The organism is Caulobacter sp. AP07 (assembly GCF_000281955.1).
GTDB lineage: Bacteria > Pseudomonadota > Alphaproteobacteria > Caulobacterales > Caulobacteraceae > Caulobacter.
In genome coordinates, this window is record NZ_AKKF01000149.1 from 1 (window position 1) to 14305 (window position 14305).

The following is a 14305-nucleotide window of genomic DNA, read 5'->3' on the forward strand; positions in this document are numbered from 1 at the left end:
GGCGGGCCTCCGCAGGACGAACCTGAACCGATCGCCGCATCGAGGGACGGGTGGCGCGACGGCCGGTTGCAGGAATGGTTTAGGCCTTCACGGCTGAATGGCGGCTGAATGGAAATGGCGCCTGAATGTCAGCCAAACCTGGTCGCCCGGAATGACGGTGGAGAGGGTGGTTACAGCGCGCCCTGCTCCCGCAGCGCCCCGATCGCCTCGGGCGAGAAGCCCCAGTCGGCCAGGGCCCCGTCGTTGTCGGCGCCGATCTTCGGCGGCGGCCCCTGGATCGCGCCCGGCGTGGCCGAGAAGCGTGGGGCCGGGGCCGGCTGGGTGACGCCGGCGACCTCGACGAAGGTCTGCCGCGCGGCGTTGTGGGGATGGGCCGGGGCCTCGTCCATGGTCAGGACCGGAGCGAAGCAGACGTCGGTGCCGTCCATCAGGGCGCACCATTCGTCGCGGCTCTTGGTGGCGATGACGGCGGCCAGCTTGTCGTGCAGCTGCGGCCATTCCTCGCGGCTCATCTGGTGCTGGAACTGCGGGTCGGTGATCCCCGTCTTTTCAAGCAGCAGCAGGTAGAACTGCGGTTCGATCGAGCCGATCGAAATCCACTTGCCGTCACCGCACTGGTAGGTGTCGTAGAAGTGCGCGCCGCCGTCGAGCAGGTTGGAGCGCCGCCCCTCGCCCCACATGCCGCCGGCCTTGAAGCCGTAGAACATGGCCATCAGCGAGGCCGCGCCGTCGCTCATCGCGCAGTCGATCACCTGGCCCTGGCCGGTCTGGCGGGCATGGATCACCCCGGCCAGCAGGCCGAACGCCAGATAGAGCGCCCCGCCGCCGAAATCGCCGACCAGATTGAGCGGCGGCACCGGCTTGTCCTGCGTACCGATCGCCGCCAGGGCCCCGGTGATGGCGATGTAGTTCATGTCGTGGCCGGCGGCCTTGGCGTAGGGTCCGGTCTGGCCCCAGCCGGTCATCCGGCCGTAGACCAGCCTGGGATTGCGGGCCAGGGCCACGTCCGGTCCCAGGCCCAGCCGCTCCATGACGCCCGGCCGGAAGCCCTCGATGATCCCGTCGGCGCCTTCCATCAGCTTCAGGCAGGTCTCGACCGCGGCCGGCGACTTCAGGTCCAGCGCCACCGAGCGCCGGCCCCGCGCCGTGACGTCGGCCGGCGAACTGCGCCCCGAGCCCTTGCGGTCGATGCGCACCACGTCCGCGCCGAGGTCCGACAGCAGCATGCCGCAGAACGGCCCGGGGCCGATCCCGGCGAATTCCAGCACCTTCAGGCCGGACAGCGGTCCCTGCGCCATGACGTTCCTCCCGGCCGACTCTCGCGGCGTTGTCTCGCTCGAACTAGAACGACCCTGACGTTCGGTCACGCAAGCGAGATGTCAGTTTCGCCCCTGCGGCGATGCGTACCTATGAGCGCCAGCGGCCTCTGCTATGTTGCGACGTCGAATCTCGATGACGCCGCGTCGTCGGGCGATAGCCGGTATCCGGGGCGGAGGCTTGAGTTGGCGGTGAACGCCCGAATCCTGATCGTGGCGCGCGACGACTCCCGCGCGGGACCGCTGTCCGAAGGGCTCGACAAGCTCGGGTGGCGGACCATCACCGCGCGTGGCCCCTATGCCGCCCTCGCCGCGCTGGGCGACCTGAACATCGAGGCGGTGATCGTCGACCTGGAGAGCGCCGGTCCCGACGCCCAGTCCCTGTCGCGTCGCCTGAAGGCGGCCGTGGCCCCGCGCCGCCTGCCCGTCATCGCCATCGGCGAGCCGGGGACCGAGCCCAACCACCAGGCCTTCGACCTGACCCTGTCGCCGCCGCTGCACCCCTCGCAGGCCGTGCTGCGCCTGGAGTCCCTGGTCCGCACCGCCATCGCCGAGGAGGAGTTCGAGCTTCGCCTGGCGACCTTCGGCGATCGCGGCCGGCGGCTGGACCTGCCCGAGCCCCAGGCCGAGCCGTTCCGCATCCTGGCGATCGGCGAGCCCGCGCCGCAGTTCCTGGCCTTGTCCAACGCCCTGACCCGCAGCGGGGCCGATGTGGTCGGCGCCTTCACCGCCTACACCGCCTTCGACTACCTGCACGAGCGAGCCTTCGACGCCGTGGTGCTGTGGGCCGGCGACAACCAGCAGGAAGCGCTGTCGATCGCGGCGGGCATGCGGCGCAACACCCGCCTGTTCCACATCCCGGCCCTGCTCTACCTGAAGGCCGAAAGCTACGTGACCATGTCGGAGGCCTTCCATCGCGGGGTGTCCGACGTCGCCTCGCCGGAAACCCCCGAGATCGAGACCGCCAAGCGGGTCGTCGAGCTGGCGCGCAACTACCGCCGCGGCGAGTCGATCCGCGGCGCGCTGGAGAAGGCCCGCAGTTCGGGCCTGATGGACGCCGCCACCGGCCTGTTCACCCGCGACCTGTTCGCCGCCCATCTGGTGCGGCTGGCCGGCGCGGCTCGCGAGCGGGCCCGGCCGCTGTCGATCTGCGTGCTGCGCGTCGCCGACAAGCCCGACACCGTCTGGGCCCGGCAGAACGGCTGGCTGGACCGCGCCATCCCGCAGATCGGCTCGATGGTCGGCCGGCTGGTGCGCGTGGAAGACACCGCCGCCCGCCTGGCGCCGGAGGTCTTCGCCCTGGCCCTGCCCGCCACCAACCAGGCCTCCGGCCGCGCCGCCGCCGAACGGATCGCCGCGGTGATCGGCTGCACGGCCTTCGACGCCGGCGACGACCGCGCGCCCTTCGTCTGCGAGTTCGACATCGGCGTCGCCCAGATCGAGGCCGGCGAGAGCGCGGTCCACGCCTTGGAGCGGGCGGCGGCGCGGGCCCTGCAGCGCGACAGCGCCTGAAGGCTTGTCGAAGGGGCGTGACGCCTCTACGTGCGTCGCGGAACAGAGCATCCGAGAGACCGCGCCATGGGCCAGCCCCTGTTGATCGACCTCGTCGCCGACGTCGTCTGCCCCTGGTGCTATCTGGGCTGGCGGCGCGTGAAGTCCGCGGTGGCCCTGCGGCCGGACGTCGAGCCGCTGATCGTCTGGCGGCCCTATCAGCTGGACCCGACCCTTCCCGAGCAAGGCGTTGATCGCAAAGCCTATATGGCTGGCAAGTTCAAGGACCCGCTCAAGCTGAAGGCCGTGCACACGGCCCTGGTCGAGGCGGGGGCCGAGGAAGGCATCGTCTTCGATTTCGAGGCCATCGCCCTGTCGCCCAACACCAGCGCCGCCCACCGGCTGATCCGCTGGGCGCATGGGGCGGGCCGGCAGGACGCCGTGGTCGAGGGCCTGTTCGCCGCCTACTTCACGCAAGGCCGCGACATCGGCGATCCCCAGGTGCTGGCCGACATCGGCGAGGCGGCCGGCATGGACCCGGTGGTGATCCTGCAACTGCTGTCGGAAGGCGCGGACAAGGAAACCATCGCCCGCGAGCACGCCATGGCCGTCCAGGGCGGGATCACCGGCGTGCCGTTCGCGATCTTCGGCGGCAAGCTGGCGATCGTCGGCGCCGAGAGCCCGGAGAACATCGCCGAGGCGATCGACAAGGCCCTGGAAGCCGCCTGAGGCCGTAGCGGCGGACGGGGACAGGCCCATGGGCCTGTCCCCCAGCCATGCCCCTACCCTTCCAACGTCGCCTTCATCGCCGCGCAACCGGCCTCCATCAGTCCGGCGACCTGCGGCGCGGCGTCGTGCGGCAGCAGGTCGGCGGTCCAGACGATGCGGCTGCCCTGCCCTTCGGCCAGCACCTGCATGGCGCCGTTGTGGTGGCTGAGCAGCTGTGTCCCGACCACGGCCCAGACCAGGCGGCGGGCGTCGTCGTCGACCGCGACGATCAGCTCCTTGGCGACCAGGCCGTTGGCGAAGGTGACGATCCGCGCCTCGCCCTCGACCTTGGTGTCGGTCAGGACTCCGGGACACAGCCGCTGGTGCACGGCGCCCCAGTCGCGCACCGCGTCCCAGACCTGCTGCGGCGCGACGTCGATGCTGACCCGCTTGACGATGGTGGCCATCGGAAATCTCCTTTCGAGGTTTCCCTGACTCTGACAGGTCGGCGCGCCTCGGGCTGGCGGGATCCGGACGCGGTCATCTCAGTCGCGACCGGGCTGTCGGGGTCAGGCGCAACCGCTGGATCACGCCCTTGGTCGAGGTCACGCCGAAGCCGTCGACCAGGTCGGTTCGGGATGCGCCAAAGCTAAAATCTATAGCCCATGCGCGCGCCAAAGGTGCGCTTGTCCGGCAATCCCAGGAACAGGACATTCAACGTCGACACACCGGGGGAAACAATTGGCGGCGCGGCCGCCGTGAAGCACGGGGGGCAGGCGCCACTCGCGGCGTAAGCTCCATCCCCGGTACGCGCCGCTTCTATCAGGTGATCATCGTTGAACAAGTTCTTGACGTAGAAAGAGACCTCAAGGTTGCGATCGTTCAAGACGCTGAAGTGCGCATTTACGAGGCTGCGCCCACCGATCCACGCTATATTGGTCGGATCGATGAAGAACTTGCTGCGATATTCGTAGTCCAAGCCCACGACACCGCTCCAGTGATCCGATAGCTCGTGCCTGTAGGTGGTCGACAGACTGAAGGTCAAATGCGGCGTGTGGTCGAGTTCATTGCCAATGACGTCGGTGTTGTTGCGGATCAATAGACCATTAGGCGAATATACGTATGCAGAAATTTTATTGTGAACATAGTTGAAAGTGCTCGAAATAGTGAGCTTCTCAGTGGCGGAAAATTCAGACGTCAATTCGACGCCTCTTAGAGCAACCTTCCCGGTGTTTTTGACGACAGTGGTCGAGCCGTTGGCGCCGTTGGGGTTGACATAAAACGCCGTATTCGACACCTGGCCGTTGCTCCAATTCATGGAGTAGGCCGCTATTCTCGTGCGCAGGCGGCTATCGAACCACGTCCCCTTATGGCCGATTTCGAAGTTGGTCAGCTTTTCTTGCTGAAAGGGGATGTTGATGTTGGTGCTGGCCAATTGATCCAACACCGATTGTGGAAGACCAACGAGCGCCGCATTGAAGCCGCCCGGCTGATACCCTTGTGAGAACGTCGCATACAGCAGTGAGTCCGGAGCGACCTTGAAGTCCGCGGTCACACGCGGCGAAAAGCTTTCGAATACATCGTGAAGCCGGTTCGTGAGTGTCGGGAAGGTTTGTTGCCGGGCGATCCCGTCCCATTGATAACGTGCCTCGGCATTCAGCGTCAGGCGATCGGTCACATCGAAATAGACGCCGGCGAAGACCGCCGGCGTACTTATCGTGGTCTTGATGCCTCCGCCGGATGCATTGGCCAAACGACCGGAATTTTGAATGCCGAAGCCCGCCGTCGGTGGCCCCCAAACTCTGTAATAGCTGGCTCCCAGCGTCGCGCGAAGACGCCGGTCCTGCGGACTGGAGACCCGCACCTCTCCGCTGAAATCGTTGACAATGCTGGCGGCGCTGGCCGCCAGTTGGAGCGTCGGTGGTCGGAAGCAAGCGGCGTTCGCCGCGCTGGTCGATGGCGCGGCGCAAGCGGCGGCGCGCGCTGCGGGGTCCGACAAGTACATCGGATTGGGCACGTTGGATAAGTCTCGGCCCAGCAGTGCGCGAAATTGTTCGGTCTTTGTATTGTTGTAGGAAACTTGCGACGCCAGCAACCAACCGGAATCGGGCGTGAATTCCCCCTTGATCAGGACGTGATTGACCACGCGCTTCAGGCCGAAATGGTCGAGCCAGGTGAGGTTGAACGGAACCGGATACCCTCGGGCGTTATTGACCAGTTCATTGCGGGTCAGCGTGTCCATATAGACATGGTCGCCGATGTAAGCCGGATTGAGACCGGACAACCTTGGTAGCGCGCCGCACCAGTAGCCGCCGCCCGTGCCGCCGAGATTGCAGTTGAACGTCGGACCCGTGGCGACGTTGCCGATCGCCGCGAGAGCGGGCGCGCCATCCTCATCGCGGGTGTAGGAATAGTAGGTGGAGAATTTGAGGGTGTCGGTCGGTGTGGCGGCCAACGCGACTGACACGAAGGTCGTTGTTTCCTTACCCAGAGATTGCCCGTTGACGCCGCTCTTGTATTGGCCACCGAAGCTGTAGCGATGGGCGCTGACGCGCGCCGTAAGACGATCGCGAACGATGGGCCCCTCCACGGAGCCGGAATAGTCCTGCCCATCATCGCTGGAGAGATCGACAATGGCCTGGCTGCGGAAATCGTTGCCCGGCGTTTTGGTGATGTAGTTGATCGCTCCTGCGAAGGTGGACCGGCCGAAGTACACGCTTTGCGGGCCGGTCATGACTTCGACACGCTGAAGGTCGGTGAAGTCCGGCGTCCCGGTGCCGGCGTAGGGCGCGCCGTCGATGAACACCGTGCCCAGGCTGGTGGCGAGGCCGCGAAACACCAAGCGCGGACGCGAACGGTCCGACACCGAACCGATGCCCTGAGACTCGACGAACAGGCCGGGCGTGAAAGCCGCAAGGTCGGTGAGGGTCTTCAATCCCGCGTTCTCGATGGTCGCCGCTGACACCACCGAGACCGCGACTGGCACGTTCATCAAGTTCTCTTCACGCCGGCGCGTCGTGACCTTGATGAGTCCCAACTGCTCAATGTCCAGGGATGCCAGGTCGTCGATCGACTCGGCCTGGACATCGCAAGATTGGGTCGCGAAATATAGGAACGCCGCGGCGGTGCATTGAGCAAACCAGTGGTTTGTTTTCATCATTGCCCCTCCCATAGGTTTCCTAGGGAAAGAATGCCCGCGCGAAGCGCCCACAACCACGACGACAGTCGTCGCTTGCCCACGTCCCGTCAAGTTAGGTGGGGCATGCGGTTTGAAGACCGCTAGAGGCTGTAGCTCGCTCGTAGCTCCGCATGAACGTTGGCGCGGACGGGCGCCGTCGTCGCGTCGGCTCCGCGGTCCACGCCCTACAAACTCCACGCGGTTTTCGTCGAGAATTGGGACGGCGACGCTCCGCGCGCCTTCTTTCCCTAGGCCTTGGCCAGCTTCACCAACTGCGACAGGATCTTCTCCGCCGCGTCCAGCCGGGCCGCCGGGGTCTCCCACTCGCCCTTGATCACCAGCTTCTGGTCGGGACGCACCTTCCAGATGATGGCGTTCTTGGCGACGAACTGCACCAGGGCCAGAGGATTGGCGAAGGTGTCGTTGCGGAAGCTGGCGACCGCGCCCTTGGGGCCGACGTCGATCTTGGCGACATTGGCCTCGCGGCACATGCCCTTGATGGCCACGACCTTCAGCAGGGAGTCGGTCTCGGGCGGCAGCGGGCCGAAACGGTCGATCAGCTCGGCGGCCAGGGCCTCGCGGTCGGCGGCCCGTTCGGCTTCCGACAGGCGACGATAGAGCGACAGGCGCACGTTGAGGTCGGGCACATAGTCGTCGGGGATCATCACCGCCGCGCCGGTGTTGATCTGCGGCGACCAGCCCCGGTCCTCGATCAGGGCCTCGGCCCCCTGGCGCTCGCGCAGCTCGGCCACGGCGTCCTCCAGCATCTGCTGGTACAGCTCGACGCCGATCTCCTTGATGTGGCCGCTCTGCTCGTCGCCCAGCAGGTTGCCGCCGCCGCGCTGGTCCAGGTCGTGGCTGGCCAGCTGGAAGCCCGCGCCCAGGCTGTCGAGCGACTGCAGCACCTTCAGGCGCTTCTCGGCCGACAGGGTGATGGTCTTCTCGTTGGGCGTGGTCAGGTAGGCGTAGGCCCTCGCCTTCGACCGGCCGACCCGGCCCCGGATCTGGTAGAGCTGGGCCAGGCCGAACATGTCGGCGCGGTGGACGATCAGGGTGTTGGCCGACGGGATGTCGAGCCCACTCTCCACGATAGTGGTCGCAAGGAGCACGTCGTACTGCCCCTCGTAGAAGGCGGTCATTACGTCTTCCAACTGGGTCGGGGCCATCTGCCCATGCCCGACCACGTACTTGACCTCCGGCACCTGGACGCGGAGGAACTTCTCGATGTCCTCCAGGTCCTTGATGCGCGGCACCACGTAATAGGCCTGGCCGCCGCGATACTTCTCGCGCAGCAGGGCCTCGCGCAGGGTCACCGGGTCGAAGGGGCTGATATAGGTGCGCACCGCCAGGCGATCGACCGGCGGGGTGGCGATGATCGACATCTCCCGGATGCCCGACAGCGCCATCTGCAAGGTGCGCGGGATCGGCGTGGCGGTCAGGGTCAGCATGTGCACGTCGGCGCGAAGCTCCTTGAGCTTCTCCTTGTGCTTGACCCCGAAGTGCTGCTCCTCGTCGACGATGACCATGCCCAGGTCCTTGAACGACACCTGCTTGGACAGGATGGCGTGGGTGCCGACCACGATCTCGAACTGGCCGTTGGCCAGGCCCTCGCGGGTTTCCGACGCCTCCTTGCCGGTCACCAGGCGCGACAGGCGGGTGACCTTGACCGGCCAGCCCTGGAAGCGGTCCTTGAAGGTCTTGTAGTGCTGGCGGGCCAGCAGGGTGGTCGGGCAGACGATGGCCACCTGCTTGCCGCTCATCGCCACCACGAACGCGGCGCGCAGGGCGACCTCGGTCTTGCCGAAGCCGACGTCGCCGCAGATCAGCCGGTCCATCGGCTTGCCGGAGGAAAGGTCCTCCAGCACGTCGGCGATCGCCGACAGCTGATCGTCGGTCTCCTCGTAGGGGAAGCGGGCGCAGAACTCGTCGAACACCCCGTGCGGCGGGTCGGTCTCCTCGACCGACTTCAGCTGGCGGGCGGCGGCGATCTGGATCAGGCCCTCGGCCATGACCCGCAGCCGTTCCTTGGCCTTGGCCTTGCGCCCCTGCCAGGCCGCGCCGCCCAGCTTGTCCAGCTGGACGTTCTCGCCGTCGGTTCCATAGCGGGTCAGAAGGTCGATGTTCTCGACCGGCAGGTAGAGCTTGGCCTCGCCGCCATACAGCAGGTCCAGGCAGTCGTGCGGCGCGCCCTGCACGTCGAGGGTCTTGAGGCCCTCGTAGCGGCCGATGCCGTGGTCGACGTGGACCACCAGGTCGCCGGGCGTCAGGGCGCTGGCCTCGGCCAGGAAGTTGGCGGCGCGGCGCTTCTTGCGCGGCCGGGCCAGGCGGTCGCCCAGGATGTCGGTCTCGGAGATCACTGCCAGGGTGTCGGTCTCGAAGCCGTTGTCGAGCGGCAGGACCACGCGCTGCGGGATCTTGGGGTCGTTGGCCTTGGCCGCCTGCCAATAGGCGGCGTAGGGGATCTTGGTCAGGCCATGGTCGGCCAGCATGGTCCCCAGGCGTTCGGACGAGCCGTCGGACCACGAGGCGAACAGCACCCGCTTTCCGGCAGCCGTCAGGTCGCGGGCGTGGGCGGCGGTGGCCTCGAACAGGTTGACGCTGTCCTGGGCCCGCTCGGCGGCGAAGGCGCGCCCCATCTGGGCGCCCATGTCGACCACGTCCAGGCCCTGGGGCTGGAACGGGGTGAACTGGCGGTTGGAACGGTCGGCGATGGCCGCGTCCCACTCCTGGGCGGTCAGGTAGAGGGCGTCGGGCTTCAGCGGGCGATAGGCCGAGCGCCGGTCGGCCGAGGCGCGGGCGTCATAGGCGTCGGCGATCATCGCCAGGCGCTCGTCGCGGCTCTCGGTCACCTGGTGGTCGACGCCGATCAGCGCGCCGTCCGGCAGGTAGTCGAACAGGGTCGCCATCCGTTCGTAGAACAGCGGCAGCCAGTGCTCCAGGCCGGCCCGGCGACCGCCCTCGCTGACCGTGGCGTACAGCGGGTCGTCGCCGGGCGCGCCGAAGATGCGGACATAGCCCGATCGGAACCGCGAAATGCCGTCGGCGTCGAGCAGCGCCTCGCTGACCGGCAGCAGCTCGATGGACTTCAGCTGCCGGGTCGAGCGCTGGGTCTCGGGATCGAAGGCCCGGATGCTTTCCAGGGTGTCGCCGAACAGGTCCAGGCGCACCGGCTCCTCGGCGGCCGGCGGATAGACGTCGATGACGCCGCCGCGGATGGCGAACTCGCCGCGCTCGGAGACGGTGGAGGCGCGGCTATAGCCGTTGATGGCGAAATAGCGCTCCAGGTCGGCGACGTTGACGACATTGCCGACCCGGGCCGCGTAGCTGGCGCGCAGCAGCACGGTCTTCTCGGGCACGCGCTGCAACAGGGCCGGCGCGGCGGTGACCAGGATGGCCGGCTTGTCCTTGCCCAGGCCCAGGGCCAGGCGGTGCAGGGTCGCCATGCGGGTGGCCGCGACCCCAGCCGATGGGCCGATGCGGTCATAGGGCAGGCAGTCCCAGGAGGGGAACAGCACCGCCTCGATCTCGGGGGCGAAGAACTTCAGGGCGTCGATGAAGGCGCTGGCTCGGGCGGTGTCGCGGGCCACGAAGGCCGTCAGGCCGCCGCGCGCCCGGGCGATGTCGGCCATCACCAGGGCGTCGAAACCTTCCGGCGCGCCGGCGAGGATCAGGCCCCCGGCGGCCTTGGCGATCTGTTTGGCGTCGTAGGCCATTCAACTCTTCGAATGCTGAGCCAGCGACAACGCCGCCGGTGTGAATGCTGTTGCTTGGCGTGGCCCCCGACTTCGTCGGAATGAGCGGATCGGAGGCTAAGCCCCGTCTCCGATCGGCCGCACCGCATGAGCTTCATAACGGAAAGTCTTGATCAGGTTCAGGACTTCGGTGTCGAACTTGGCCGGCGTCGGCTCCTGGCCGACGATCCACGCATAGATCTCGCGGTCGGACTCCTCCATCAGCGCTTCGAAGGCGTCGAGCTGGTCGGGGGTCAGGTTGGGGCCATGGGTGTCCGCGAACGGCCCCAGAATGAGGTCCGCTTCCCGAAATCCGCGATGCCAGGCCCGGAACTTCAGCCGCCGAAGGCGGGAGTCGTGATCGATGCTCATGTGACCGGGGATATAGAGCGCCCAAGGCTCGCGCGCTAGCGCGCAAGAGACCTCGCGCGCTGGCGCGCGACGCATTGACCGTGACCGACCCGCCCTATAGGCGCGGGACATGGCTTCACTGATGATCCAGGGCTGCGGTTCCGACGTGGGCAAGTCGACCCTGGTCGCCGGGCTTTGCCGGCTGTTCGCCAATCGTGGCCTGATCGTGCGGCCGTTCAAGCCGCAGAACATGTCCAACAACGCCGCGGTCACCGCCGACGGCGGCGAGATCGGCCGCGCCCAGGCCCTGCAGGCCCTCGCCTGCCGCACGCCGCCGACTGTCCACATGAACCCGGTGTTGCTGAAACCGCAAAGCGACGTCGGTTCGCAGGTCATCGTGCGCGGCAAGGTGGTCGGAACCTACAAGGCCCGCGCCTTCCAGGGCCTGAAACCCGACCTGTTGCAGACCACCGTCGAGAGCTATCGCCTGTTGGCCGCCGAGGCCGACCTTGTGCTGGTCGAGGGGGCCGGCAGTCCGGCCGAGACCAACCTGCGCGCGGGCGACATCGCCAATATGGGTTTCGCCCACGCCGCCGACGTGCCCGTCGCCCTGGTCGGCGACATCGACCGGGGCCATGTGATCGCCGCCCTGGCCGGCGCCCACCTGGTGCTCGACGCGGCCGACCGCGACCGCATCAAGGGCTTCATCATCAACAAGTTCCGCGGCGATCCTTCGCTGTTCGACGACGGCCGGCGCGAGATCGCCCGCCGCACCGGCTGGCCGGACCTGGGCATGGCGCCATGGCTCTATCCGGCCCGGACCTTGCCCGCCGAGGACGCCGTGGTGCTGGAGCGGCCCGTTCGGGCCAGCGGCGACCAGCGGGCGCGGATCGTCGCGCCGATGCTGTCGCGGATCGCCAATTTCGACGAGTTCGATCCGCTGCGCGCCGATCCGGCCGTGGACTTCGCTTTCCTGCCGCCGGGAACCCCGGTGCCCGGCGACGCCGACCTGGTGATCCTGCCCGGGACCAAGGCCACCCTGGCCGACCTGGCCTTCCTGCGGGCCCAGGGCTGGGACATCGACATTCTGGCCCACGCGCGACGGGGCGGCCGGGTGCTGGGGGTCTGCGGCGGCTACCAGATGCTGGGCCGGACGGTCGCCGATCCGCAGGGGATCGAGGGGGCGCCGGGCTCGGCGGCGGGTCTGGGCCTGCTCGACGTCGAGACCGTGCTGCTGGGCGACAAGGTGCTGCGCGCCGTGTCCGGCCGGCTCATCGCGGGCGACGCGCCGTTCTCCGGCTACGAAATGCATATCGGCCGCACGACCGGCCCAGGAACGTCTCGCCCGCTGCTGGCCATCGACGGCGGCGCGTCCGACGGCGGCGCGTCCGACGGCGCGGTCTCGGCCGACGGCCGGGTGGCGGGGGCCTATGTCCACGGCCTGTTCGAACGCGGCGAGGCCCGCGCCGCCTTGCTGGCCCCGTTGGGCGTCGCCATCGGGCCGGGCGACCACGCGGCCAAGGTCGACGCGGCGCTGGACGAGATCGCGGCGATGCTCGAGCAGGCGCTGGACATCCCGGCGATCGCGCGGATCGCGGGGCTTTAGAGCCATTGTCGTCCCGGTCTGCGCTTCGCTTCGCCCGGGATGACAAGTTAGGGTAGCAAAGGACGATTCCCGACGAGGCCCGCCGCATGACGACCGCCCGCCCCCGCCGCGCGATCTCCGCCTTGCGCGACTTCCTGCGCAGCGAATCGGCCGGCGGCCTCTTGCTGATGGGCAGCGCCGCCCTGGCGCTGATCATCGCCAACTCGCCCCTGGCCGAGGACTATTTCCACGCCCTGCACGTCAAGGTCGCGGGCCTGAGCATCGCCCACTGGGTCAATGACGGCCTGATGGCGGTGTTCTTCCTGCTGGTCGGGCTGGAGATCAAGCGCGAGATGGTCGACGGCGAGCTGTCCAGCTGGTCGCGGCGGGTGCTGCCGGGCGTCGCCGCCCTGGGCGGCATGGTGATCCCGGCCCTGGTCTATGTGGCGATCAACCGCGAGGCGCCCGACAACCTGCGCGGCTGGGCCATTCCGGCCGCCACCGACATCGCCTTCGCCCTGGGGGTGCTGTCGCTGCTGGGATCGCGGGTCCCGGCTTCGCTGAAGATCTTCCTGGCCGCCCTGGCGATCATCGACGACCTGGGCGCCATCCTGATCATCGCCATCTTCTACACCGACCACCTGACCCTGTGGGCGCTGGGCGGGGCGGCCGCGACCCTGGCGGTGCTGGCAGCCATGAACCGGCTCAAGGTCGCCAGCCTGTGGCCCTACCTGCTGGTCGGGGCGGCGCTGTGGTTCCTGTTCCTGAAGTCCGGCGTCCACGCCACCCTGTCGGGCGTGATCCTGGCCATGACCATTCCGATCACCAAGTCGCCGGCCCGGCCCGACGACGAGGATTCGCCGTTGCACCGGCTGGAGCACGGGCTCAATCCGTGGGTGGCCTATCTGGTGGTGCCGGTGTTCGGCTTCGCCAACGCCGGCGTCGCCCTGGGCGGCGTGGGCGCGGCGGCCCTGGTCGCGCCGGCCACGCTGGGCGCGGCGCTGGGCCTGTTCGCCGGCAAGCAGATCGGCGTCTTCGGCTTCAGCCTGGCGGCCATCAAGCTGGGCTGGGCCCATCGGCCCAGCGGCGCGTCCTGGCCACAGCTGTACGGCGTGGCGGCCCTGTGCGGCATCGGCTTCACCATGAGCCTGTTCATCAACAACCTGGCCTTCGCCGCGCCCGTGCTGCAGGACGAGACCAAGATCGGCGTACTGGCGGGGTCGGTGCTCTCGGCCCTGCTGGGCTGGCTGGTGTTCAGCCTGTCGCGCAAGCCGGCCGCCGCGTGATCGGCCCTATGGCGCCGGCCGGTCGGCATGCCCACATCCGTGGGGCCCAGTCTTCCCGCTCCGGAGCCTCCGCCATGCGCGCCGCCATGCTTTCCGCCGCCCTGCTGCTGAGCCTGGCCCAGACCGCCCTGGCCACGCCCGCCCTCGCCGCGCCGGTCGTCGCCGAGATCAAGGTCTCGGTCGGTCCCGACCTGGCCAAGAAGGCCGATACGATCGGAACCCGCGAGTTCGACCTCCTTGCGACCGATCTGAAGCGATCGATCGCGCGCAAGCTGCCGCCGCGTCCGGGCGGCGGAACCCTGACCCTGGTCATCGAGGACGCCAAGCCCAACCGCCCGACGGCGCAGCAGATGTCCAAGACGCCGGGCCTTTCGATGGAGAGCTTCGGCGTCGGCGGAGCCCGGATCAGCGGCGTCTATGTCGCCCCCGGCGGGGCCCGCACGCCGATCGACTACAGCTGGTACGAAAGCGATATTCGCCAGGCGCGTTACGGCGCAACCTGGAGCGACGCCGAGACCGCCTTCGACAAGCTGGCGGTCCGGCTGTCCAAGGATCAATTCGGTCCGCGCTGAAACACGGGTTTCCGGCGGCGCTTGCCAGCGGACCCGACACGGCGTCTGATCACTGTTCATAAACGCGGGGGTAGCCCGCTCTCGGCG

10 protein-coding genes are annotated in these 14305 nt (G+C 68.1%); 5 read left to right on the top strand and 5 right to left on the bottom strand.

All coding sequences use genetic code 11. From position 1 onward, the window contains the following. Nucleotides 1-170 precede the first annotated feature (170 nt). Nucleotides 171-1298, bottom strand: coding sequence for a CaiB/BaiF CoA transferase family protein (locus PMI01_RS12190; protein WP_007668717.1), 1128 nt, complete (start codon nucleotides 1296-1298; stop codon nucleotides 171-173). A 204-nt stretch (nucleotides 1299-1502) separates the two neighbouring features. On the opposite strand from PMI01_RS12190, the gene PMI01_RS12195 reads away from it, so the two are divergent. Further along, the gene (locus PMI01_RS12195; RefSeq protein ID WP_007668718.1) at nucleotides 1503-2828 is read left to right on the top strand and encodes a diguanylate cyclase domain-containing protein; all 1326 of its coding nucleotides are present in this window, start codon (nucleotides 1503-1505) and stop codon (nucleotides 2826-2828) included. Nucleotides 2829-2894: 66 nt separating this feature from the next. Beyond that, the gene (locus PMI01_RS12200) at nucleotides 2895-3536 is read left to right on the top strand and encodes a DsbA family oxidoreductase (protein ID WP_007668719.1); all 642 of its coding nucleotides are present in this window, start codon (nucleotides 2895-2897) and stop codon (nucleotides 3534-3536) included. A 53-nt stretch (nucleotides 3537-3589) separates the two neighbouring features. Here PMI01_RS12200 and PMI01_RS12205 read toward each other — a convergent pair whose 3' ends face one another. The 4 genes from PMI01_RS12205 to PMI01_RS12220 all read right to left on the bottom strand — a co-directional run bounded on the left by PMI01_RS12205 (nucleotide 3590) and on the right by PMI01_RS12220 (nucleotide 10796). Continuing rightward, on the bottom strand, nucleotides 3590-3982 hold the full coding sequence (locus PMI01_RS12205; RefSeq protein WP_007668720.1) for an SRPBCC family protein: 393 nt from the start codon (nucleotides 3980-3982) through the stop codon (nucleotides 3590-3592). 182 nt (nucleotides 3983-4164) lie between these two features. After that, on the bottom strand, nucleotides 4165-6672 hold the full coding sequence (locus tag PMI01_RS12210; RefSeq protein ID WP_157223767.1) for a TonB-dependent receptor: 2508 nt from the start codon (nucleotides 6670-6672) through the stop codon (nucleotides 4165-4167). A 269-nt stretch (nucleotides 6673-6941) separates the two neighbouring features. Then, nucleotides 6942-10406, bottom strand: a complete 3465-nt coding sequence (gene mfd, locus PMI01_RS12215) for a transcription-repair coupling factor (RefSeq protein ID WP_007668722.1) — start codon at nucleotides 10404-10406, stop codon at nucleotides 6942-6944. A gap of 96 nt (nucleotides 10407-10502) precedes the next feature. Further along, the gene (locus tag PMI01_RS12220) at nucleotides 10503-10796 is read right to left on the bottom strand and encodes an FAD assembly factor SdhE (RefSeq protein WP_007668723.1); all 294 of its coding nucleotides are present in this window, start codon (nucleotides 10794-10796) and stop codon (nucleotides 10503-10505) included. 109 nt (nucleotides 10797-10905) lie between these two features. Here PMI01_RS12220 and PMI01_RS12225 point away from each other — a divergent pair, with 109 nt between their 5' ends. From PMI01_RS12225 to PMI01_RS12235, 3 genes are all read left to right on the top strand, one after another. Then, a complete protein-coding gene (locus tag PMI01_RS12225; protein WP_007668724.1) occupies nucleotides 10906-12381 on the top strand; it encodes a cobyric acid synthase in 1476 nt (491 codons plus the stop codon). An 86-nt stretch (nucleotides 12382-12467) separates the two neighbouring features. Then, nucleotides 12468-13646, top strand: a complete 1179-nt coding sequence (nhaA, locus tag PMI01_RS12230) for a Na+/H+ antiporter NhaA (RefSeq protein ID WP_007668725.1) — start codon at nucleotides 12468-12470, stop codon at nucleotides 13644-13646. 74 nt (nucleotides 13647-13720) lie between these two features. Beyond that, nucleotides 13721-14218: a hypothetical protein gene (locus tag PMI01_RS12235; protein ID WP_007668726.1), complete on the top strand. Its 498-nt coding sequence runs from the start codon at nucleotides 13721-13723 to the stop codon at nucleotides 14216-14218. Nucleotides 14219-14305 lie beyond the last annotated feature (87 nt).